Annotated in this window: 19 protein-coding genes; 11 read left to right on the top strand and 8 right to left on the bottom strand. The window is 43.3% G+C overall.

Going from position 1 to position 24,066, the window contains the following annotated elements:
* Positions 1-85 precede the first annotated feature (85 nt).
* Positions 86-370, bottom strand: coding sequence for a DUF1145 domain-containing protein (locus tag RA178_RS21230; protein WP_263168555.1), 285 nt, complete (start codon positions 368-370; stop codon positions 86-88).
* Complete coding sequence (rsmD, locus tag RA178_RS21225; RefSeq protein ID WP_263185123.1) at positions 345-1,013, bottom strand: 16S rRNA (guanine(966)-N(2))-methyltransferase RsmD; 669 nt, start codon at positions 1,011-1,013, stop codon at positions 345-347. Before rsmD ends, RA178_RS21230 begins: the two co-directional genes overlap by 26 nt.
* Before the next feature lie 213 nt (positions 1,014-1,226).
* On the opposite strand from rsmD, the gene ftsY reads away from it, so the two are divergent.
* The 10 genes from ftsY to RA178_RS21175 all read left to right on the top strand — a co-directional run bounded on the left by ftsY (position 1,227) and on the right by RA178_RS21175 (position 13,118).
* On the top strand, positions 1,227-2,822 hold the full coding sequence (gene ftsY, locus RA178_RS21220; RefSeq protein ID WP_306683780.1) for a signal recognition particle-docking protein FtsY: 1,596 nt from the start codon (positions 1,227-1,229) through the stop codon (positions 2,820-2,822).
* A gap of 3 nt (positions 2,823-2,825) precedes the next feature.
* Complete coding sequence (ftsE, locus tag RA178_RS21215) at positions 2,826-3,542, top strand: cell division ATP-binding protein FtsE (RefSeq protein ID WP_105250626.1); 717 nt, start codon at positions 2,826-2,828, stop codon at positions 3,540-3,542.
* Entirely contained in the window at positions 3,539-4,504 is a 966-nt protein-coding gene (gene ftsX, locus RA178_RS21210) for a permease-like cell division protein FtsX (protein ID WP_113940269.1), read from the top strand. Before ftsE ends, ftsX begins: the two co-directional genes overlap by 4 nt.
* Before the next feature lie 225 nt (positions 4,505-4,729).
* A complete protein-coding gene (rpoH, locus tag RA178_RS21205; protein WP_006079635.1) occupies positions 4,730-5,587 on the top strand; it encodes an RNA polymerase sigma factor RpoH in 858 nt (285 codons plus the stop codon).
* Positions 5,588-7,122: 1,535 nt separating this feature from the next.
* Positions 7,123-7,653 (top strand): fimbrial protein, encoded by a 531-nt coding sequence (locus tag RA178_RS21200; RefSeq protein WP_198572386.1) that lies wholly within the window; start codon positions 7,123-7,125, stop codon positions 7,651-7,653.
* 68 nt (positions 7,654-7,721) lie between these two features.
* Positions 7,722-8,471, top strand: coding sequence for a fimbrial biogenesis chaperone (locus RA178_RS21195; RefSeq protein ID WP_306683777.1), 750 nt, complete (start codon positions 7,722-7,724; stop codon positions 8,469-8,471).
* Positions 8,472-8,482: 11 nt separating this feature from the next.
* A complete protein-coding gene (locus RA178_RS21190) occupies positions 8,483-11,071 on the top strand; it encodes a fimbria/pilus outer membrane usher protein (RefSeq protein WP_306683776.1) in 2,589 nt (862 codons plus the stop codon).
* 10 nt (positions 11,072-11,081) lie between these two features.
* Positions 11,082-11,900 carry a fimbrial protein gene (locus RA178_RS21185; RefSeq protein WP_306683773.1) on the top strand — a complete coding sequence of 273 codons (819 nt, stop codon included), beginning with the start codon at positions 11,082-11,084 and terminating at the stop codon, positions 11,898-11,900.
* A complete protein-coding gene (locus RA178_RS21180) occupies positions 11,900-12,418 on the top strand; it encodes a fimbrial protein (RefSeq protein WP_306683771.1) in 519 nt (172 codons plus the stop codon). The genes RA178_RS21185 and RA178_RS21180 overlap by 1 nt, the downstream gene beginning before the upstream one ends.
* Before the next feature lie 19 nt (positions 12,419-12,437).
* A complete protein-coding gene (locus tag RA178_RS21175; protein WP_306683769.1) occupies positions 12,438-13,118 on the top strand; it encodes a fimbrial biogenesis chaperone in 681 nt (226 codons plus the stop codon).
* A gap of 76 nt (positions 13,119-13,194) precedes the next feature.
* Here the strand turns inward: RA178_RS21175 and RA178_RS21170 are convergent, their stop codons facing one another.
* Complete coding sequence (locus RA178_RS21170; RefSeq protein WP_306683767.1) at positions 13,195-16,761, bottom strand: response regulator; 3,567 nt, start codon at positions 16,759-16,761, stop codon at positions 13,195-13,197.
* Positions 16,758-17,384, bottom strand: a complete 627-nt coding sequence (locus RA178_RS21165) for a response regulator transcription factor (RefSeq protein ID WP_113940277.1) — start codon at positions 17,382-17,384, stop codon at positions 16,758-16,760. The genes RA178_RS21170 and RA178_RS21165 overlap by 4 nt, the downstream gene beginning before the upstream one ends.
* A gap of 329 nt (positions 17,385-17,713) precedes the next feature.
* Between RA178_RS21165 and RA178_RS21160 the strand changes: the two genes are divergently transcribed.
* Positions 17,714-18,952, top strand: a complete 1,239-nt coding sequence (locus RA178_RS21160; RefSeq protein WP_113940278.1) for an EAL domain-containing response regulator — start codon at positions 17,714-17,716, stop codon at positions 18,950-18,952.
* 4 nt (positions 18,953-18,956) lie between these two features.
* Here RA178_RS21160 and menE read toward each other — a convergent pair whose 3' ends face one another.
* The 4 genes from menE to menD are packed head-to-tail and all read right to left on the bottom strand — an operon-like array spanning position 18,957 to position 24,001.
* Positions 18,957-20,402 carry an o-succinylbenzoate--CoA ligase gene (menE, locus tag RA178_RS21155; protein WP_371135021.1) on the bottom strand — a complete coding sequence of 482 codons (1,446 nt, stop codon included), beginning with the start codon at positions 20,400-20,402 and terminating at the stop codon, positions 18,957-18,959.
* On the bottom strand, positions 20,365-21,465 hold the full coding sequence (menC, locus tag RA178_RS21150) for an o-succinylbenzoate synthase (protein WP_306683763.1): 1,101 nt from the start codon (positions 21,463-21,465) through the stop codon (positions 20,365-20,367). The genes menE and menC overlap by 38 nt, the downstream gene beginning before the upstream one ends.
* Positions 21,466-21,491: 26 nt before the next feature.
* Positions 21,492-22,280 carry a 2-succinyl-6-hydroxy-2,4-cyclohexadiene-1-carboxylate synthase gene (menH, locus tag RA178_RS21145; protein ID WP_306683761.1) on the bottom strand — a complete coding sequence of 263 codons (789 nt, stop codon included), beginning with the start codon at positions 22,278-22,280 and terminating at the stop codon, positions 21,492-21,494.
* Positions 22,280-24,001 carry a 2-succinyl-5-enolpyruvyl-6-hydroxy-3-cyclohexene-1-carboxylic-acid synthase gene (menD, locus tag RA178_RS21140; protein ID WP_263196362.1) on the bottom strand — a complete coding sequence of 574 codons (1,722 nt, stop codon included), beginning with the start codon at positions 23,999-24,001 and terminating at the stop codon, positions 22,280-22,282. The genes menH and menD overlap by 1 nt, the downstream gene beginning before the upstream one ends.
* Positions 24,002-24,066: the final 65 nt, after the last annotated feature.

The raw sequence follows: 24,066 nt of genomic DNA, 5'->3' as shown, positions 1-24,066 counted from the left end.
GATCTTTTCAGCGAGATCGTCAAGCGATCTGTCTTAACTGATCGGCATTACTCAATAGAGGGCTTTTTGCTGTCTGTGTGCTCGGTTAATTCGCTTGAGTCATCACCCGTTGCCGATAAGCTAACAGGCTGAAAATTCCGAAGATAAACACTTGTAGATAATCTTGTTTCGTTAATGGTAGTAAGGTCTTAAACAGCATGTGGAAAATCGCGACTTGGAAGCAATGCATCATGCAGGTAATGGCAAACAGGATATTTAAAGTAATCGCCACATTGCCTTCAAAGGGGATGACTAAGTTGTAGGCCATCATCAACCATGCAATCAGAGTGATGGCTTTACCTAAGTTAATCAATAAGGGCATGGTTTTCATCTTCGATGGGCTCAACAGTGGTTTCTGAGTGATATTGATATAAACGGTAGCTCACTTGCCCTGCATTCTTTTCTTTTAAGGCGTGCCAGCGCGAAGGGATAGCAAGTTGCGGCAATTCAGACTCGATTTCAACATAAATCAGCGCACCATCATTAAGCCAACCTTGAGAATCTAGCAGTTGAATCGTCTTTTCTGCCAATCCCTTACGAAAGGGGGGATCGATAAATACCACATCGAAACCTTGCTCGCAGCCCCTTTGCAGTACCACTAACGTATCAGCATTGAGCACTTCGGCCTTATCGCATTTAAGGGTTTGCAGATTTTCTTTTAATTGCAGGGCTGCGCCGCGTTGCAACTCGATAATTTTGGCGAAACTGGCATAGCGGGACAAGGCTTCGAGAGCTAAAGCGCCGCTACCGCCAAAACAGTCGAGTACACGTGCATTGACTAAATCATTAGCCAGCCAGTTAAAGAGTGTTTCGCGAACCCTGTCTGTCGTTGGGCGTAAACCTTCGAGATCTTGGATAGGTAGACGACGCGAGCGCCATTGGCCTGCGATGATCCGCACTTGTCCACTGCCGGGTTTATTTTTGGCTGTTTGACCCTTGGTCACATTATTTTTGACCGTTCGATGATTAACCAAAGTGCCCCCGTGATTTTGCCTGAAGAAAGAAAGTGGTAGACTGTGCCACCTTAATAAAGGCCGCTATTTTATATCAAAGTCTCACTAAAAGGTGAGAAGGCTAACTGAGCTTAGCTAATTGCCGACTTTTTGGGCGTAATTGCCGAGGCAATCTGGTATAACATCAGGGTCTTATTCAAAATTCAATACTGAAGTAGAGCGCTGGAATCACACATGGCAAAGAAAGGTTTTTTCTCTTGGTTTCGTAAAGATAAGTCACAAGATGAGGTCGTCGCTGAAACGCCAGTTGTTACTCCAACACAAGATACTGATGCAGCACAGCGTGTCGCGCAGGAACAAGTAGAGGCACAAGGGGCCATTGAGGCCGAAGCTCATGCTGAAAAACAGGCTGCAGAACAGTTAGCGGCCGAACAAACACAGGCAAAAGCCGAGGCCGAGCAATTCGCCCTTGAGCATGCTCGAATTGAATCGTTGCATTTTGCTAATCAGCAAGCTGAAGCGACACGTTTGGTTGCTGAACAACTTAGTGCACAAAAGCATGCTGCAGAGAAGTTAGCCGAAGCACAGTTAGAAGCAGAGCAACGCATTGCAGAACAATTGGCAGAACAGCAGTTAGCGGTTGAGCAAGCCGCCGCAGAGCAATTAGCTCAAGCAGAGGCGTCGCGTGTAGTTGCGGCTCAGCTAGAAGCAGAATTACTCGCAGCGGAACAAGCTGAACTTGCCCGTTTGGCCGCTGAAGCCTTAGCGGCAGAACAACTCGCTGGCGAAGCACTAGCACGTGAGCAAGCAGAGGCTTTAGTTCAGCAACAAGCTGAAATTGAGCAAACTGTTACAGCCGTTGCTGAATTGCAACCTGAGCCGCAGGCTAGACCCGTTAAGGAAGGGCTCTTTGCTCGCCTGAAACGTGGCTTAATGCGTACCAGCGAGAATATTGGCAGTGGTTTTATCGGCCTATTTCGCGGCAAGAAAATCGATGACGATCTGTTTGAAGAACTCGAAGAACAATTATTAATCGCCGACGTTGGTGTCGAAACCACTACGCGATTAATCAAGAATTTGACAGAGCATGCCTCACGTAAGCAGCTTAAAGATGCCGAAGCTTTATATGAATTGCTGCGGGATGAGTTGCAAAAAACACTCGATCCCGTCGCTATCCCGTTAGTACCAGACAATGCTAATGGCCCATTTGTTATCTTAATGGTTGGCGTTAATGGCGTGGGTAAAACTACCACTATTGGTAAATTGGCCAAACAATATCAGAGCCAAGGTAAGTCAGTGATGTTAGCCGCGGGTGATACCTTCCGTGCTGCAGCGGTTGAGCAGCTACAGGTTTGGGGTCAACGTAATGATATTACAGTGATTGCCCAGCATACAGGTGCTGATAGTGCCTCTGTGTTGTTCGATGCTTTACAAGCGGCCAAGGCGCGTAAAGTGGATGTATTGATTGCCGACACGGCTGGTCGTTTACAGAATAAAGCGCACTTGATGGAAGAATTGAAGAAAGTCGTGCGAGTGATGAAGAAACTCGACCCGGATACGCCACATGAGGTCATGCTGACATTAGATGCGAGCACAGGGCAAAACGCGATTAGCCAAGCACAATTATTCCAGGAAGCCGTAGGTGTAACGGGTATTACCATCAGCAAGTTAGATGGAACGGCTAAGGGCGGCGTGGTATTTGCGATTGCTGATAAGTTTAATATTCCGATCCGTTACATAGGTGTGGGTGAGCAAATTGACGATTTGCGTACCTTCAATTCGAAAGAATTTATCGATGCCTTGTTCACTCAAGAAAAAGCGGATAGCTAATTTATGATTGATTTTCAGCAGGTCAGTAAGATTTATCCTGGCGGCCAAATGGCGCTGGAGGATGTGAATTTTCATCTACAGCAAGGTGAAATGGCATTTTTAACCGGCCACTCGGGGGCGGGTAAAAGTACGCTGTTGAAATTAATCACGGTAATCGAGCGGGCAACAACGGGGCGCGTCGCGATTAACGGTCACGATATCGCCAAAGTCAGCCCTAAACATGTGCCTTATTTACGCCGCAATATCGGGATGATTTTCCAAAACCATCACCTATTGATGGACCGAAGTGTGTTCGACAATGTGGCTTTACCACTGGTGATTGAGGGATTCTCCCATGGCGAAATCCGTAAGCGTGTTGCGGGTGCCCTCGACATGGTGGGTTTATATGGCAAGGAGCGGCATAACCCGATTATGTTGTCCGGCGGTGAGCAGCAACGTGTTGGCATTGCACGTGCGATTGTGAATAAACCGCCTTTACTGCTCGCCGATGAGCCTACGGGTAACTTAGATCCTAAATTATCTATGGATATTTTGCGTCTGTTTGAAACCTTTAATGATGCGGGAACCAGCGTATTAATCGCCACCCATGATTTAGGTCTTATCGCACGAATGAAATATCGCACTTTTACCCTCAAACAGGGCCGTATGTTAGGTGCACAAGAGTTGCATCCTAATGTGCACACTCGCAGTGCACCGACGAATAGAGGTGAAGGGCAATGAGCGATAGCGCAAAATTAACTCGCAGCAAGCTGCCTCTGTCTGGTCGGATTGTGATGTTTTTTATTCGCCATGCGCAGCAAGCAATGGCGAGCATGGGAGAGCTCTGGCGCAACCCAATATCCTCTGTGATGACCATGGCTGTCTTAGGGGTGAGCCTAAGTTTGCCTGCAGCATTGCAAGTGTTAGTTAAAAATGCCGAGACCATTACCAGTTCCTGGAACAGCGCGGCAGAGATCTCCTTGTTTATCGACGATAATCGTAGTGAACAAACGATTCAGAGCCTGCTGACGCGCATTCGGACATATCCCGAAGTGGATAAAGTGCAATACATAGATAAAAATCAAGCGCTAGAAGAATTCCAACGCTTATCTGGGTTTGGTGAGGCCTTGGCCTATTTAGATAAAAATCCTTTGCCCGCGGTCATTACCGTTACGCCTACGCCGCGTTACTCAACACCAGTGGGCGCCCGTGAACTCTTAACTAAACTAGAGCGCGAGCCTGAGATTAGCTTTGGCCGTTTAGATATCGAATGGTTAGAACGGTTACAGGCGGTAGTGCGTCTACTCGAACGTACTGTGATGGCGATTGCCGCGTTACTCGTGCTGGCCGTGGTCTTAGTGATAGGTAATACGATTCGCTTAGCGATTATGAATCGGCGCAGCGAAATTGAAGTGATGAAGCTAGTCGGAGCAACTGAAGCCTTTATCCAGCGCCCATTTCTCTACACTGGGATTTGGTACGGAGTCATTGGCGGCATATTGGCTTGGCTTATCATCAACTTATTAGTGTGGTATCTCGATTCTGCCCTTGCCGAACTTTTAGGTTTGTATGGCAGTCAGCTCGAGATGAAATCACTCACTTTTATTGAACTGCTGCAATTGGTTGGACTTGCCTCATTTTTAGGTTGGTTAGGTTCGTATTTGTCTGTACGCCAGCATTTACGGTCGATTGAACCTTCATAATAATCAGTCGATTAAACTAAAAAAAGTGATGAAAAATATGCTGAGTAATGAACTTTTGTTCACTTGCAATGTCTACTTCAGCGAGGTAAAAAGGGTATCTGCAAACGAGCTGAGGTTGACATACTCTGTCAATTAGCCGATAGTTCGTGAGCTTATTCTTAGGGTATTTTGTTGTTGAACCTAAGAATGCACTCGTTAAGTAGTCTGATAAATGTAGGAGAGCGAATGACCTTTCAAACGCAATCAATGGCACTGACAGTCCCACAGGGCGCCAGTAGTCTAGAAGCTTATATCCATTCAGTGACTAGCATCAGCATGCTGGACGCTGAGGCTGAGTATGAGTTAGCCAAGCGTTTACAGGAAACTGGTGATCTACAAGCTGCGAAGCAACTGATTATGTCGCACTTACGTTTTGTAGTGCACGTTGCTAAAGGCTATTCAGGCTATGGTTTGCCACAGGCAGACCTGATCCAAGAGGGCAACATAGGCTTGATGAAAGCGGTTAAACGCTTCGATCCCGATGTTGGCGTGCGTCTTGTGTCTTTTGCTGTGCACTGGATCAAAGCTGAAATTCATGAATATGTGCTGAAAAACTGGCGCATTGTTAAAGTCGCGACCACTAAAGCACAACGTAAGTTGTTCTTTAATATCCGTAAAGCGAAAAAACGCTTAGGTTGGTTTAGCGATGCAGAAGTCACTATGGTGGCTGAGAATTTAGGTGTGTCTAAGGCCGATGTGACCGAAATGGAATCACGTATGGCAGCGCAAGATCCGGCATTTGATTTAACCAATGATCAAGACGAGGAGCATGATTTTGCCCCCGTCCATTATTTGGAAGATCATTCATCGGATTTAGCGGAAAATATTGAAAACGACAACTGGGAATCCAATGCTCAAGGTCGTTTATTATCGGCCATCAAAACCCTAGATGAACGTAGCCAGCATATTCTGCGCGCTCGTTGGTTAGATGACGATAAAACCACACTGCAAGAACTTGCAGAGACTTATCAAGTGTCGGCCGAACGTATTCGCCAACTTGAGAAAAATGCCATGAACAAGCTAAAAGCTTGCATGGAAGCCTAAGTTGCGTCACGTGTAAAGTGATTTTAACTTAGCCATAAAAAACCTGCTGCGGCAGGTTTTTTTATGGGAGAAAGAATGGATTTAATCGCGCTATTTAAAGTGAATTTCGCTATAGCTATAAAGCTCAATCGTATTGAAACGTATGCGACTATGGCTGATTTCACCACGAGACATCGGATTTATCCTACATTTAGAGCCGTTATAAATAGTTAATATATCGCTAACTTTTGAGCCTCAATTCGAAAGTTATTTTCGATGCTTATTATCGAACGGTTTGTTCCTCCGCATTTTGAGTATCGCCTTAAGCAAAGTTGATATGGATATTGAGCACGGAAGATTTGGTCGGGTAGCGATGGATTATGTACCAAGGAAAGCATTTAAGTTAGAAGGGATACCCGCCAATTTACGATAGATACTCATTATGCGTTTTTTTAATGCTTACAAAGGTGGGAAGTTATGTTCTCAATGATCACTAAGTTAGCCCTATCATCAGAATCTGGTTGGGGTACTGCATTTCGTGTCAATGGGGGCGTCGAAGTATGTCAGCAGAGCTTGTTTTGGTTAGTTTGCAAGGGTATCGCTTTTGAACGCGAGGACTTAAAGCTCAGTTATGTATTGGGAGCTGAGGTCATTCTATGCCAATTTGAGACGAGAGTTTTAATTGAGTTGCTAAAAAAAAATAACATTCATTATTTTCAAGACGATAGCCAAGTGCGATGGTTGCTGCCCCGTAATGTATCAACAATCTACTATGCGCAGTGGAAGAATAGTATAGCGGTTGATCTTAACCAAACCTGTGTTGACTACTGTTTTTTTAAATGCTTATTCTTGCCATGAAATTTTTATATGAATGAGTAGTGTTTTAAGCTAGATAAGTGTGATTAGTTAGTTATAAATTTTTAACTTATCAATAAGTACATTTATTGCCAGTAAATATACTTCAGAACATCCATTCTTGGTCGATAGTTAGGAGGTGTCCTACAAATCGAAATGGGTGATGAGATGTTAAAGGTATCGTTATTCGGCGTAACTACAGTCATGTTGAGCGCGGTGATAAGCTGTAACGTGATAGCAAAAACTGAGTTTAGAACTCTTTCTTTTCAAGGTGAGATAGCAGAACCAAGTTGCAACTCCGATCTATCTACCATTTCTTGTTATGACCAGAATTTTAATCAATTTCTTACCCAAGTTATACAGCCTAAGATATTGCCGAACGCTATGTATAGTGGCGAAAAACGTGTTTTATTAACCCAGTTCAAACAAATTAATAATCTGGTTTTTAGCCGAAAAAATGAGAATGAAGTTATTCTTGCTCTTCATTATAATTGATGCACAATTTTGCTATTAATAATGGCGATTTCACTTTTTGAAATCGCTTTTTTATTTTTATATTTAGTATATTTATTGTCAGAAATTTCCTACAAGATCGCAAGTCTAGTCCTATATGTAATTGTTAGTGTTGTTGCTATTGTGTGCTCAGCTTCGATGAGCCATAACCATAATATCCCCATATAGTAATAACAGTAGGATGTCTGATGAAAAAATTAACGCTATCTATTTTAGTTTTAGGTGCATTGTTTGGTACTAGTGTTCAAGCGAATAATACTATTACATTCGCAGGTGAAGTATCTGATCAAACCTGTGAAGTGGCTATTAATGGTAATGCTGCCACTCCACTAGTCTTGTTACCCACAGTTTCTACAGTTGAGCTTGCAACAGCAGGCGCTGTGGCTGGTGAAACTCCATTTACCTTATCGGTCAGTGGTTGTACTGTTAATGCAACGAAAGCTCTACCAATTAAAACTGTATTTTATTCTAATAATATTACAGCAGGTGGTAACTTGGTCAATACAGGTAGTGCAACAAATGTGGCACTACAAATTCTTGAGTCCGTGGGTGGAGCTGGCATCGATTTAACAATTGGAAATGCTATAGATGGATTAAATGTTGCAGCAGGTGAAAGTTCTGCCTCCCATGATTTTGCAGTGCGATATATCTCTGAAACTGGCAGTGCAACAGCGGGTCGTGTTATTAGTACTGTGCAATACCTTATCACCTACCTGTAACAGTATTAACCCTGTCTTGTTTGAGCTCACTCTAATACAGAGTGAGCCTTCTTTTCGATGGAAAATTTATGCGATTATCTTCTGTATTACTTAGATTCTCTTTATTTATTGTCATCTTTTTTCAGGTCTATTTCGTAAATGCCAGTGTTGTGATGACCAATACTCGTGTAATTTATCCAAGTGATGCTAAAGAGCGCAGTGTTCAGTTAACAAATAACGATACTTTTCCAAATGTAGTTCAGGTCTGGACTGATATTAATAACTCAGAGTCGACACCTGAGAATGCTGATGGCCCATTTTTGGCGTTACCCGCTATTTTCAGAATAGAGCCTAAGCGAGGGCAGTTAATTCGCTTAATTTATAGCGGCGGTGAGCTGCCAAAAGACCGTGAGAGTGTGTTTTATCTTAATTTTCTACAGATACCTCCATTATCGAAAGAAAATGCTGGTGAAAATCAGATGCTAGTGATGCTCAAAAATAGAGTGAAAATATTTTATCGGCCTGTAGAGATTGAATCTAATCCAGATGATGTGGCAAAAGAGATTGCCTTTGATGTTCAGTATGCTGATGCTGGAATGCACCTTGATGTGAAAAATAATGCGGCTTTTTTCGCCTCTTTTGTTGAGGCAAAAATTAAGTCGGGAAAACAAGAGCTAATCATCCCTATTACTATGCTTGAACCTAAGTCTAATCAGTTGATAGACATTCAGAATCAGCAGTTTGTCATCACATATCCAATGACGATTGAATTCACTTTAGTAAATGATTACGGCGGATTTGTAAAAAGTGAATATGTTATTGCATCTGAACATCATTGATAAGATTGGTTATGAAAAAATCCATGCGTTTGATGAGCCAAATTTACTCTTTGCTGCTATTGATTGGTGTGATCTTTTGCATGTCTTCATCGTTGAGGGCTGATGACTTACAGGATTTCACATTTGATGACAGCCTATTACTTGGTGGTGGTTATGGCGATAGTTATCTTTCTCGCTTTAACTCGACTGCAGAAACTATTCCAGGTCAATACCAAGTTGATATCTATATAAATGGTACTTACTTAAATAGGGAAATTATTAATTTTGTTAAGGTTGGCTCCCAAGGAGTTGTGCCTTGTCTCGACCTTAATTTCTGGAACAAGTCGAATGTAACTGCAATATACATAAACGAAGATGCATTATTGCAGGCTGAATGTGCGGCCCCTGATACTGTGGTCAAGGGGGTATCGACGCAATTTGATGCCGAGAAATTAAGATTAGAGATTGCGATCCCACAAGCTTATTTACGGCAGATTCCGCGTGGCTATGTTGATCCTTCATCTTGGAGTGAGGGAGAGAATGCTGGATTTATCAGTTACAACAGTAACTACTATCAAACTAATAGCCGCAGTGCTGGTAGCGATATGCGTGCCATTTATACGGGCCTTAATTCAGGTGTCAATTTAGGATTATGGCGCCTGAGAAATCAATCGAGTTATCAGTACAAGGATGTTGCCCAAAATACTCAAGAAAGTTTTAATTCTATTAGAACTTATATCACCAGAGCCTTGCCGGATATGCAGAGCGAACTCTTGCTTGGTGATGCCTACACTCGAGGAAATATTTTCGGTAGTTTAGCTTTTACTGGCGTACAGTTGCTGACTGATAATCGTATGTTACCAGAATCGCAGCGTGGTTATGCACCTGTCGTCAGAGGACTCGCTAACTCAACCGCCAGCGTAGTGATTAAGCAAAATGGTGTGAGTATTTATCAAACGACAGTAGCGGCGGGGCCTTTTGTTATTAATGACTTATTTCCCACAAGTTATGAGGGGGATTTGTTAGTTGAAATTAGTGAAGCCGATGGGAAGGTCTCTAGTTTTACTGTGCCATTCAGTGCTGTGCCTGGCTCGTTGCGTGAAGGAAGTTTCCAGTACGGGTTATCATTTGGTGAAGTAGATCAAGCAGAGTCTGGTGGGTACTTTGTAGATTTAATTTCTGAATATGGTTTGAGTAATATGCTGACGCTAAATAGCGGTGGGCGTGTCGGAGATGATTATTTTGCTTTGAGTCTAGGGACTGTATTAGGTACAGAATGGGGGGCTCTAGGGTTAACCGTTGTACATTCAATGTCTCGTATTTCTCAGTCTTCAGCATTAAATGAGTGGAAAAATGGCTGGCGTGTTGGACTTAATTATAGCCATTCGTTCGATTCGGGGACATCAGTGGCACTTGCTGGATATCACTACTCTACAGAGTCATTTCGGGAGTTGAATGATGTTTTAGGTTTGAGGAGGGCATTGGAGAGTGGGAATATTTTTGAATCTGAGACCTACAGTCAGCGGTCTGAAATGAGTTTAAGTGTGAATCAGAGTTTAGATGACTTTGGCTTTGTTTATTTGAGTGGTTCTAAACGTCAATACCGTGATGGGCGCGATGATGACGATCAACTACAGTTCGGTTATACGGTGGGTATTGGTCGTGTGAATATAGGACTCACTTTTTCACGTCAATATACCAGTCAAGTTCCGCTACAGAATGGGTTTGGTGGTCAGCTATTAACTGAAATGAGCGGTTATTCCTCTGATAGGGTGAAGGAAGATCTTGTGAGTCTCACCGTGTCCATTCCATTTGGTAGTCGCCAGTCAAACATGCTTAGCAGTGGGTTTAGTCACTCATTTAGGGGTAATGAACAGTATAATCTAGGACTCGCAGGCACTGTGGACGATGATAATACTTGGACATATGGCCTGAATGCTTCACTGCAGCGGCAGGATAGTTCGAGTGAAAGTGTCAGCGTCAATACGCAAAAGCGTTTTAGCCAAGCGACTTTATCGGGTAACTATTCGATTTCTGATACTTATCAGCAGGTTGGCGCTGGGTTGAGTGGTGCAGCAGTGGTGCATTCTGGCGGCGTAACATTAAGCCAAAACCTCAGTGATACTTTTGCGATTGTTCAAGCTGAGGGAGCTTCTGGCGCAAAAGTGACTAATAATTGGGGTACTGAGATTGATGACTTGGGATATGCAATTATCCCATCTTTGACGCCTTATCGCACAAATAGTGTCACGCTTGATACGGGATCTATGTTAAGTGGTACAGAACTTATCGAGACACAACAGCAAGTTGCGCCCTATGCCGGCTCTATCGTTAAGATGAAATTCGAGACTAGACACGGGATAGCCGTCGTCTTCATGACTCAGCAAGCCAACGGCGGCGTTATTCCTATTGGCGCCGAAGTCGTGGACGAAGATGGCCTAGTATTGGGCATGGTTGGACAGGCTGGTATGGCTTATGTCAGAGCTTCTAAACCGAGTGGTCAGTTGACCGTTAATTGGGGAAATAAACCCGATCAGCAATGTCACTTTGACTATACCCTCGAAAGCAGTCGTGATAACACTTTATTAAGAATGCCTGCGCTATGTGAGCGGGTTAATTGAGATAAAAACTATGATTGAGTTCAACCTAGGTCGGCTGTTGGCAGTGGTATCTTTTGTGTTTGCCACTTTAGTTAGTGGTCAAGCTATGGCGACTTGCTACCGTATATCGACGACTACAACAGATCCGGCAAATTTTTATTATGTCGCACCTGCGTATGGTAAAACAGCTATATGGTCTGGTGGTTACGATGCTAATAGGGGCATACTTAATCTGCCTATCATCAATGTTACCGATGAAAGTTTTCAACCCAATGGCACGTTATTGGGATCGAGTGTTGTGCCCTTCAGTACCTATGGACAGACTGGCGGGTATGATCCTGATCAGGTACTTTTTCGTTGCGATGCGGCGGATGAGCACCAACTAAATGAGATCTACTCAGTAAACGCTGATAATGCTTATGGCGGCATGTACGAAGATGGCGTGGCTTATGGTATTAACAAAGGTTATGCCACTTACCATCGAAATGTTGTGCTCAGGGTTAAGAATAATGCCACCGGTCAGTATTTTTCGCGCTTATGGCAATATCGGCCGCTGCGGGGGTTAGACCGTGATGCTCAGGGAAGAATATTAGTGAAGGCGAAAAACTTTACTGATGTCACGATAGAGCTGTTCCAGATTGGCAATATCAGAGGTGTGACTGAGTCTATAGCATACAGTTATAATCAACCTGCAGCTTATATTGCTTTTGGTGGGCCTGGCCTTGCCTTGCCTATCCTACGGAAGGGGTTGACCATATTAGTCATTATCCAGGCTGGTATGCGAATTGGCCTGGGAATATCAGCTTATATCAACAGTTGTATACGCGAAGGGCTGGAGGTTGTGCGGTAATGAATGTCACGCCTTATGTGTTGTTCCCCACTGTGACTATCGCGGAATTAAACAGCGGCATTACCCGAGAAGCTGACATCCAGATTAATTATCGTTGCCAACAGAAAGCCAATATCAATGGCCCCGCAGTTAATGCGAACGCTATCGCCTTTAAGATTGAGAGTAATAATTACCAGATGGCGAGACGGTTGGGGTTTACTACTCAGGATGCTGTGACATATCTAGTCAGTAATGCCTATGGTGCTAATATGGTTGCTAATGGTGTGGGGGTAAAGCTACAACGCAATGATGGTGTGATTCAACCCTTTTTAAATTTTGATAATAGAACCAGCTTAGACTCACAATATAATGCATGGAAAGACGGTTGGCGGCCATTACAGGGGAATCAGACAGGTATTGTCGGTACGAGTTATCAATATATGGATAATTACAGAGTTGTTTTTGGCAAGTTGCCCGGAATGAGTCCAACGGCAGGAAAATTTTATGCAAAAGCGGAAGTGCTTATTCGGGTTCAGTAGTTTAGTTTTATGGCTCCTAATGCTGCAAAACGCTCTGGCTGGCGTAGTCGCCGATCGTAGTCGAATTATTTTTGCGGCTTCCGATCGGGATCAAGGGTTGTCACTGGTGAATATTAATGACTACCCTGTGATGGTGCAACTGTGGGTGGATGACGGCGATCCAGACTCTGGCCCTGAAACTGCAAATGCGCCAATTTTGCCCTATCCTGGCTTGTTGCAAATTGCCCCAAAGGAGCGCAAGCACATAAATCTGCTTAATATTGCGGAGCAGGAACCTGAAAAACAAGAACAGTTATACTGGCTGAATGTATACGAAGTTCCACCCACCCCCGCCAAAAATATTGATGAAACCGAGGGGCAACTGTTGATTGTCGCTTTACGTACTCAAATGAAGGTTTTTGTGCGGCCCAATAAGCTCGCTATTGATGTTTTAGACTTAGCAAAGTGGCAGTCATTTATATTGAAAGACAATATGTTATCAATAGAGAATAAGTCACCTTACTATGTGACCTATCAGAACCTCAGTTTGAGTTTTAAAGGGAGGGATTATGCTATTTTTCAAGGAATGCTAGCCCCTTACTCCGTAGAAACTGTGACTATCACTGAGAGCGAGTTAATCGATCAGCTTGGACTTATCCTAAAGGCCGAGTACATAGACGATGAGGGGAATGCTCAGCCGCTTGCTTTGACAGTGAATTGAACATAAGGCTCTGTTTACAACAGGGCCTTATGTATATGCATTTATACAGCGTGACTTGAAGCTATGGGCTTGGGCATTATTTTGAGGCTGTTTGGGTATAAGAGATCACTTCTGCCTCGAGTGAAGCAATAGCCTGAGATACGGCTTCAACATAAGTATTCAACTGCTGATGGCTCGCATTTTCCAGCATTTCACAGGCAGACATAAGCTTCTGTGCATCGATAATTCTCGCAGCACCTTTGATCTTATGGGCGAGATCTTTGATGGTACTCAAATCATTATTTTCGAGGGCTACATACAGGGACTGCAAGTCGCTTTGATTGCTTTTAAGGAGTTCTTTAAGCAATTTATCGACTAACTCTGCATTATTTCCTGTGAGTTTTTCTACTGCGTCAGCGGCAAAATGTGTGGCGGTTATGGTGATTTTCTCTGGGGTAAACCGTTTAATCATACTTTCTAGCTCCATTAGGCTGATGGGTTTGAATAAACAGTCATCCATCCCTGCAGTTAAACAGGCATCCTTGGCTTCTTTTTGGGCATTAGCGGTATAGCCGATGACGATAGCATGCGTGTGACGTTTGTGTTCGAGTTGGCGAATTTTCTGACAGAGTTCATAACCGTTCATTTCTGGCATATTACAATCGGTGATCACCACAGGGTACTGTTTACTTTCGAACATGTTTAAGGCAATTAAGCCATTTTCTGCTTCATCAACACTATGGCCTAAATATTTAAGCTGCTGGGCTAATAGCAAGCGATTCGCAGGGTGATCGTCAACAATTAAGATATCGAGGGGATTACTCACATGCGATTCTGGAATGGGTTGTGAAGGGTTATGGATTGCTTCGGCTTCAAGCTGGGTGAGGGTTAATTGCATGCTGATCTGAGTTCCTTGATGCAATTTACTTTCAAGGGTTAAACTCCCACCCATCATTTCGCACAGAGAGCGGCTAATCATGAGCCCAAGCCCTGTACCACCATGGGTTGTGTGGGTCCCTTGTGCTTGGCTGAAAGGGGTAAATAGTTTCTGTTGGTCGTCCCCCGAGATGCCAATTCCTGTATCCGTGACAGTAAATAGAATCGTGTGGGTTGTATTGGTGAAACTTTCTGATTGAATTTTCACTTTTACTCCACCGCTATCAGTAAATTTAATGGCGTTGCCAATTAAATTTGACAGTATTTGTTTAATCCTCATAGGGTCAACGAGTACATCATTCGCAATAACAGGATCGAAATCCAACTGTAAAGTGATTCCTTTTTGCCTTGCTAGTCCATCAAACACTCTCACGACAGAGGTTGCAATTGTCTTAAGATTGGTTCTCATGGGCGAAAGTGACAGCTGACCCGCTTCAATACGAGCAATATCTAAAATATCACCAATAAGTTCAAGTAAGTCATTAGCGGAATCATAGGCAACTTTAATTGAATTTAAATCAAACTGTTGTGAATTTGTACGTTTTAGTACCAGTTCTAACATTCCTATGATGGCATTCATTGGCGTACGGATTTCATGACTCATAGTTGCTAAGAAAGTACTCTTTGCTTGGCTTGCACTGTCCGCAGCTTCCTTAGCATATTCTAATTCTTCAATAAGCTTGACTCTATCGCTGACATCTATCCAACCACCAATAATCCCTTCAATATTGCCGGCTTCATCGCCATAGGATTTAAACCAATGATAAATATTATATTTATGTCCATTTATATGAAGTTCTCTATCCTTAAATACGGCAATACCATCCTCTAAGGCTTGTACATATTCTTTATCTACAATAGGAGCCTCTTTAGAGCGACTGGCTCCTTCCATTGTGGTCTTATATAGCAAATCTTCGCGTGAGGCGTTGAAAGCATTAAGGTAACTCTCGTTACACATAGTCAGTTCACGCCGCTTATTTCTTACATAAATAGGATGAGGTATGGCATCAACAATGGACTGCATAAATTGCAGTTGTTGATTAAGTTCTTTTTTAGCTAATAGCCGCTTGCGATAATGAGTTCGAGTGTAAAGAGCCCAAATAATTGAGACTAAAATCATGATCGTTGAGGCAATCACAATAGTGTAAATAGTGTACTTATAATCCTTCCAGCTTTGGCGTGCAGGCAGGGCATTACGGCGCCAGCGATTTTCTGCCATTTGTAATTCATCAGGAGGAATAACTGTTAATGTTTTATTAAGTATGCTCTTAAGTAGTTTATTTGAACTCGCCATTCCGAATACCACAGACGCTCTTGGAATTTCATCTATGATCTTACTTACTTCTAAAGTATCACTGAAATAACTATTTACATAGAAGTCGGCTAAAGCCAGTGGCACAATAGTGGTATTTGTTGCACCAGTCGCTATATCATTCAATGCCTCAAGATAATTGTCAGCGATTATAATGTCTGCATTAGGGTTTATTTTTCTGAGCATGTTATCATTAAAAGTACCATCGGGAACAACTATAGCGTTAATATCTAGGTCTTGTGCATTTTTCTGTGTTACAAAAACATAAGGTGAATTTGAGAATTCTTTAGTAAAAATAATATTTTTATTAAGATCTTCACTCGGTGAGAATATTGTCATCATAGCTTTATGATTGAGTACGGAACTAATCTGTTCTGAAAACCTATTGTTAACAATATAGTCAAACTTTAGCCCTGAATACATTTGTATTAGTTCCAAAACCTCAATGCCAAACCCTTCAGCGTTATGTGTATCGTCAAGGTATGTTAGCGGTGCCGCATACTTATTAATTGCCACTGTTATTTTAGGGTTGTTTTGTAGCCAAGCCGTCTCATCTGCAGTAAAACTGGGGAGTTCTGAGGCAAAAGGAATGGTGCTTCCACCGCCACTCCAGCGTTTTCTAATCAACTTTCTCTGTTCGAGTGAAATATTATTAATAGATTTGTTAATTATATCTATTAAGGCCTTATTTTGTTCTGTTGTAGCAAAGGCGCTGCCATAGGAGTTTAGAGACAAGTGAGTGTCTAATTTAAGTTTTCCTGAGAAGTTGTTGTTTATTAAATAGTTGGCGGAAACTTGGTCGACTATCACAGCATCAACTTGCCGAAATGCAGCTGCAGCAACGGCCGCCTGTCTAGAGGAAAATTTGAGTAATTTTCTATTTGGATAAATATCTGTTATCGCTTCATCTGGTAAGTACTCATAGGCCATAGACATTGACTTGATTTGTTCATTATCACCTAAGTTAGCATTTCTGAATATAGAAGGCTTATCAACGGTATAAGGTGTGCTTAGTAGAAGACCGTGCATTTGTTCAAATTTATTTGCTGTAGTAATTAGATCTACTTCTCCATTGAGCGCTGCGGTAATTGTTTTTTCCCGAGATGCATAACGTTTTACATTGACTTCAATGTTGAGCATATTAGCAATAATATGTATATAGTCAGCACTAATTCCTTTATAAAATTCTTGTTCACCATTTACTGTCATGTCAAATGGTGGATAGTCAGGCGACGATATGCCAATATTCAGAAATTTATATTTTTTAAGTGTATCAATCTCTTCTAATGATAGCTGGATAGGCAATGCAGCCTTCTCTTGATAGCCGATCAAATGATAATGGGTAAATTTACTTTCATGTGCTAGTGAATAAATTGAATTTAGACTCAATATAAGAATGAAAATAACATTTCTCATATTAAGTTTTGCCTCTTTGCTATTTCAATTATATCTACCAAATTTTTTGCATTTAGTTTATCAAGTAGTCTAGTTTTATATGTGCTAATGGTTTTGTTACTTAGCAGCATACGCTCGGCTATTTCTTTATTAGATAAGCCGACTGCTAGCTGCTGCAACACCACCATTTCGCGAGTTGAAAGCTTTTTTACGAGTTCAGCCTCGTCCTGACTCGATTTAGCAATCATGTTGTTATTGCTTATAATCGGAAAATAGGAGTGGCCTGTGAGAATTGCTCTAAGCGCGCCAGTGACTTCATTCATGTCCTTTTGTTTAGAGACAAAACCTGAAGCTCCGGCTTGAATACAACGGGAAACAAAGTGATCAGATGGTTGTGCAGTCAAGACTAAAATTGGCGGGCTCTTTACGAGTTTTCTTGACCTTTCTATCACTTCTAATCCATCTAATTGGGGGATGCCAATATCGAGAATAACAGCATCGGGTGAGAGCTCTTTAATAAGTTTTAATGCATCAACACCATTATTGGTTTCTGCTATCACTTCAAAGCCACTTTGTTCTAAAATGATTTTTAGTGCTAAAACAACAACTGGATGATCATCTACTATTAATATTTTTCTTTTCATTCATGTAACTCCGTAACTATTGAGTACAGATTTTATCCTTTGTAAGTCGCTACAGTGAAATAAAACTATGTGATTAAGATTTTTCCTACATATTTTTCAGCAATTTCTTTTAAATAATAGTCGTAAAATATTTGAAGGCAGATGAATTTAATCATAGGCATTCTCATTGTTTTTAATTCATAAACATCTGTATATATTTGTATCTCGAGTTTTGATCCTCTAGTGATTTAAATTATAGCTGACTATCTATATCTCGGTGTTGCAGCTTTTTTGCGGCAAGGGCGTAACAGGCATTTGTCTATTAGTATTTTAATTTTAAAGGGTATTCAATGGGTAAGGTTAGAGTGATTGTCTTAGAAGACCACCCCTTTCAACGTGCAGTACTTGAGCATAATCTTGCATCTCTTACCAACGTTGAGGTGTTTGCTTTTGGGGCAGCACAAGATGCGCTTGTTTGGCTCGATGAGCATCATAGTGCGGACATAGTGATATGCGATCTCATGATGGCAGGTATTGATGGTCTATCGTTTTTGCGCAAAGCAAAAGCGAAATACGATATAGCTTCTGTTGCATTATTTAGTTGTATTGATAAGGAACTCAGGCGGTCTGTATCGCAGATGATAAAAATGCTTAATTTTGAATATCTTGGTGATTTAAGTAAGTGCCCATCAGTGGATAATTTGCAGCGTATGTTAGATAGATTTACCAACAGTCGCATTCAAAGGAGTCAAATAGCTTCGGGTTTTATCGCAGCTAGGTGCCCCGAAAATTTTGTATTTGAGGATTTTGAACAGGCATTGAAGCAAAGACAGTTCGTGGGGTTTTATCAGCCTAAGTTTGATGTTGCAGGCTTTAGCTTGAAAGGGGCAGAAATGCTAGCACGCTGGCATCATCCTGATTTTGGATTGTTAAATCCCAGTACTTTTATTGACCGGTTAATTTCACATGGCTTACTTGACGATTTATTCTTACAGTTATTCGAGCAAGGCTGCGCTTTACAACAGCGTTTACAACAACATGAAAGCCTAATTTCTCTCGCCTATAATCTCGATATCTCTCAACTTAATTCGACTAAATTAGTGTATCAGATTGTCGATATGGTAAAGAAATTTAACATTCTTCCTCAATGCATTACCCTCGAAATTACTGAGACGGGTTTGTTGGCTGCGCCAGCAGTGAATATGGAGAATTTAATCCGCTTGCGAATGCTAGGATTTGAATTGGCGATTGATGATTTTGGTGCTGCACATTCTTCATTGGCACGTTTATGCGAATTGCCTTTCTCACAAATTAAATTAGATGGTTGTTTTGTGCGTGAACTTAGTGTTGAGCCTAGGTGCCAAGCCGCAATATCCAGCGTGATAGCGTTATCACAAGCACTTAATATGGAGTTAGTGATAGAAGGTATTGAAACAAATTCCCAATTAGTATTGTTGCAACAGCTTGGCTGTACGATTGGACAGGGTTTTTGTTTTTCTCGTCCTATTGATGAGCAAACATTTATCCAACGTTTTTTCCCTGCGAGTTTACAGCTTAAAGAACTACAGGAGCTTAGCCTTGAGTTTTAGTGGACTAACTTGTTTTTGTTAGCTCACGGATCAAGGATTTTCGGTTCACTTTCAGTCCTATTTGTTCATTATTTTCTGGCCATGAATAATATTGTCTTGGACGTTTGAAGCGGGCGATTTTGTTGGCAAGGAACAGTTCGAGCGTATTTGCAATCGACTCTGGGTGGTGGGTTAAACTGCCGCGAATGATGGCGGCAGGGAGATTGCCAAATTGTACATCTGGTATGGCGAAAACGATTGCATCGTCTATTTGTGGATGTTGTTTAAGCGCGGCTTCGATTTCTTCTGGCTGGATGTTTTCGCCGCCGCAGATAAACATATTATCGACGCGACCAAGAATGCGCAGATTACCATTTTCGTCCCATTCGCCCTTGTCTTTGGTGTAAAACCAGCCGTCTTGTTCAACGCACTTTTGTATTCCATCCGCGGTGAGATAGCCCATAAACAGGCATGCGCCGCGCACCAAAATCACACCATCTTCGATTTTAAGCTCACGCTTGGGGAGTAATTTGCCACTGCTGCCGTCGCTAAAAGCGTGACCTGTGGTGATCTGCGAGCCCATTTCCGTCATGCCGTAACTGGTGTAACTGGCGATATTGCGTTGCTTAAGTTGTTGGAGTAAGTCGATTGAGACTGCGCCGCCACCAAGTAATAAGGCTTTGATACTTTTAAGCTTGCTGCTCGTATCGGCGAGTAACTTGCTCAGTTGTGTGGGAACGAGAGATATGTGAGTCAACTGATCTTGGTCAATCTGCTGACCAAGGCTAAGCGCTTGATCTGGCAGGACAACACTGGCACCGACTAAGGCACAGCGGTTTAATATCGCAAGACCGCCAATATGGAATAAGGGCAAGGAGAGTAGCCAAGCATCACCTTGTTCGAGTGGGATTAAGCTGCGGGCACCTTCGGCATTGGCAATATGATTCGCTAAGCAATGCACCGCCGCTTTGGGAAAGCCACTAGAGCCTGAAGTTAAAATCACATTAGCTGGACGAGTAAAGTCGACAGGCAGGGCTAAGTCACTGCTAACGCGATTGAAATTTAAGCGCAAGTGATGGCAATTCTGTGGTTCACAAACCTCAGCACTCCAAACATAGCGGATCTGATGTTCATTAATTAAGTCTTGGATCTGCGCGAGGGGAAAACGTGGCGAGATAGGAAAAAAGATTACTCCTATATCGATGCAGGCCCAATAGAGACAAATCATCTCGAGATTATTGCTAGCAATACAGGCGAGCGGTTCCCCCTTTGAGATCCCCGAAGCGCTTAGCTGCTGAGCCAGTGCGATAACGCGCTGGCTAAGCTCTGAGTAATTAATGTCTTGCCCCGCCAACTTGATGGCTGTCTGCTGTGGAAACGCAAGCGCAGCTTGGTGCACGGGTGACAGTGCAAGCGGTTTTGATAGGCTGGCATTAGACAAACTCGTTTCCCTCACTTTTGGCTGTATCATCATTTTGTTGCATTGAATCAATGGCGTGCAGTGCAATTGGCTCAAGTTGCGCGAGTGTGAGGCAGTATTTTTTACCCGATGACATGATTAAATCTTGGCTAAAGGCGCTGAGGGTATCGAGCCCAGGGATTTCATCCGAAGTGAGAATCGCGGCTAAATGAGTCAGATCATTAATGCCTAAACTGCTCTCTAGACTCGAACTGATAATGCAACGTACGCCATAGCTTTGCGCCGTATCGATTAAATTAGCTAGCTTTTCGATACTGCCGAGCAGCATAGGCTTGATGACAAGCGCAGTCAGACCATTTTGCATTACAAACTGGTATTCTGGATCGTTGAGCGATTCATCGAGGGCGTAGGGTATACCAATTGCTTGATAAAATTCATGATTATCATGAGGATTCAGGCAAGGTTCCTCAATGTACTCTATGGTCTCTAGGGGTAAGCAAGCGGCAAATTCGATTGCTTGCTCAAGTGTAAACCCTCGGTTCGCATCCAAACGCAATTTGAGATCGGGGCGGGTACGTAAAATGCCATAAATCAGGCTTAGTTCATCTTCGATTGAAGTTTGCGCGACTTTGACTTTAACCGAGCGAACATTCCTGCCAAGGGCGGCAATTTTGCCATCGAGCAAGTCTTGGCTGGCATCCGTTGGATGATAAATCAAAGGGACTGTGGCCGTTTGTGGACGGATGGCATCGAGTTTGCCCATTAACTTGGCATGTAACAGACTTAAACCAAAGGCCAAAGAAGGGTAAGGGCTTTGCTCGGCGCATTCCAGCAATGTATCAATATGCTGACCGCAGAGTTGGGGTAATAATCCAGTCAAAGCCGTTTGCACTTGAGTGAGTGTTTCACGGCTGAACCCCATCAAGGCTTGTTCATCGACATCTATGCCAGAGAGTGGGGCAATTTCAACTTCGACTTGTCTATGCTCGCCACCAACATTAGCACTGGCTTGTAGTACTAATCCCGCTCTGTGATCGATACGTTGCTTGCCGACGGGCAATAATACGTCGAGCGGTAGTCGATATTGATACAGGTTAAGCGAAGTTAATATCATATATTTCCTACATTTTAATTCTGTCATTACCCTAGCAACTTCACTATTTTTGAGGTTAATGCCTCGGGAGCAGCTTGGTGTATGTTGTGGCCGGCGCCGTGAATACTATGGACGAGGATGGGCGCGTGTAATTGCCACTCTTGGGCGAGGGCGTGGAACTTAGCATCTTGGTTGCCCGCAAAGAAATGGCACTCACAGGTAAGCTGCAAAGGTACATCCCACATCGATGCTTGGTGTGCGAGTGAGGTGGCTATGAATACCTCTTTCAGCCGCTGTTTCGGATGCAGATCTAATGCTGCAGAACGATGCTCGATTAAGGTTTTTCGTTTGGTAGCCGTCATATCGGCAAATACGGGCTGCTGATACCACAAGCTTAAAAAGTCTTTGCTATTCAGATGCAGTAAACGCTCGGCCCACTGAGTATCATTTTTGATTCTGGCAAGTTTTTCTTGCGGGTCTGTAAGTCCAGGATGGCAGGATTCGAGGTTTAGGCTCAGAAGTCTTTCTGGATAGGCTTTGGCAAGGTGCAGAGCAATACGGCCACCTAGAGAATAACCATAGAGATGGAATTGACCAATATGAAGGCCATTCAGGTGTGCCAACACATCTTCAACACATTGGTTAAATCCATCTAATTCGGTTGGCTTCAACTCCCTTTGGTTATCCCCGTGGCCCGGAAGATCTAAGCAAATACAGTGAAAGTGCTGGCTTAGCGCTGGTATTAACGGCAACCAGTCGGTCTTAGTGCCTAAAAATCCATGCAGTAGCACTAAGGTCGGTAGTGAAGAATTGCCGTAACGGGCCATGGTTGGCATTAGCTTTGTTTCACCCACAAGTTGAGCTCGGCGATTTGGTCGCTGGCTTGTGTTTGACTTACATTGACTTCAATGATCGAAGCCCCCTGAAAATCCAGCGCTTCATTATAGCTATCTTGAAAATCGGCTAAATTATCCACTTGATTATAGGGTAAATTAAACATAGCTGCGGCGTAGCCAAATTCTAAACCGTGGCTGAGTCGATAATAATCGCTACGGACTTGTTCATTGGGAACGGGCAATAAGTTAAAGATGTTACCGCCATCGTTATTGAGGATCACGATCACCAGCGGGCTGGTTAAGCCTTTAGCGATGGCCAGCGAGTTAAGATCGTGCAGTTGTGATAAATCACCGATTATTAAACTCGTGGGTTTGCCTTCATGGGCCGCAATACCGCAGGCGGTGGCGAGTAGTCCGTCAATACCCGATGCGCCACGATTAGTATAAGTGGTTGCCGTACAACAACTGACAGGGGCATACATGTCGTACAAGCGTACAGGCAGGCTGTTGCCGATAAAAAGCTGTTGTTCTAGCGGACGAGTATTGGCGATGGCCCGCACAACTTGTGCTTCACCAAATTCCCCTTGGTCGATATTGCGCACAAATAAGTTATGCAATTCATCGTTATAGGTGATTAGAGTATTCGCCCAGTTTGCAGAGGATGAGCGATACCAATTTAAGGCCGCAAACTGCTGTGCATTCGCGTGCCAAATGTGTTTAGCATTGTGACTAGGGTCAAGCCTGTCTTGTTCTGGTAAAACCTGCCAATAGCTGTGCCAATTTTGCTCGGCGAGATAGCCTATCAAGCGTTTTGATAATAAACGGCCGCCGAATACGAGTACACGATCCGCTTCCTGCAATAGATTACGCGCCCTTGGATGTTGCAGCAGTTGATCAATATTACCTATCGCCGCGGGATGCTGACGCAGTTGCGACTGGGCATCAGTAAGTAATGGCCAGCCGATTTTTTGCGATAGGGCAATGAGCTGTTGTGGATCTTGTTCAGGCGTGAGAGTACCGACAACGATCACCCCTTTACCGTGGACGAACCGCATAATGGCATCGTCACTTGGGCCGCTCACCTGTTTGCTCTTACCGTATTGGGTATACGGGCGTGCGAGCTGTAGCCAAGTTTGCAATGGTTTGAGATAAGGTGATTCGGCATCGAGAATCGCGCCACCGAGTTCACTCGGATACAAGGGCTCACGGTACATGCAGTTGATATGCACTGGGCGAGTTTGATTCGCCACTGCTTCATCCACTGTGGTAAGCAACGCCTGCGGTGCGATATGTGTATCCGGTGTTGGCAAATTCACTTGAGTGGCATAATTCGCAAAAATTCCCGGTTGGACTATGGCTTGATTAGCACCGCAGCCGAGTAATTCTGGCGGACGATCGCCACTTAAGACGATTAAAGGTACATGGGTCAGCCACGCCTCCACAATGGCAGGGTACAAGTTGGCGACTGCTGTGCCTGAGGTCGTAATGATGGCGACCGGTGCGCGGCTGGCTTTGGCTAGACCTAAGGCCATAAAGCCGAGCCCACGTTCGTCGAAATGTAAGTGACGCTGGAGTTTAGTTTGCTGGGCGGCGGCGAGGGTTAACGGTGTTGAGCGCGAGCCCGGCGCCATACACACATGTTGCACGCCAAGACGTGCTAACTCCTCAAGAATAAGGGCGCCCCAAATAAGATTAAGAGTGGCTGTATTTTCGGTCCGCATAGCTGAATCTATTAGGATAAAGATGGGCTTAGTGTAACGTGTTTATGCTCCAAGATGTATGCTTG

The sequence above is a fragment of the Shewanella oncorhynchi genome (genome assembly GCF_030848765.1).
Classification (GTDB): domain Bacteria; phylum Pseudomonadota; class Gammaproteobacteria; order Enterobacterales; family Shewanellaceae; genus Shewanella; species Shewanella oncorhynchi.
Note: the sequence above shows the minus strand (reverse complement) of the source record. Positions and strands in the feature narration are given on the sequence as shown.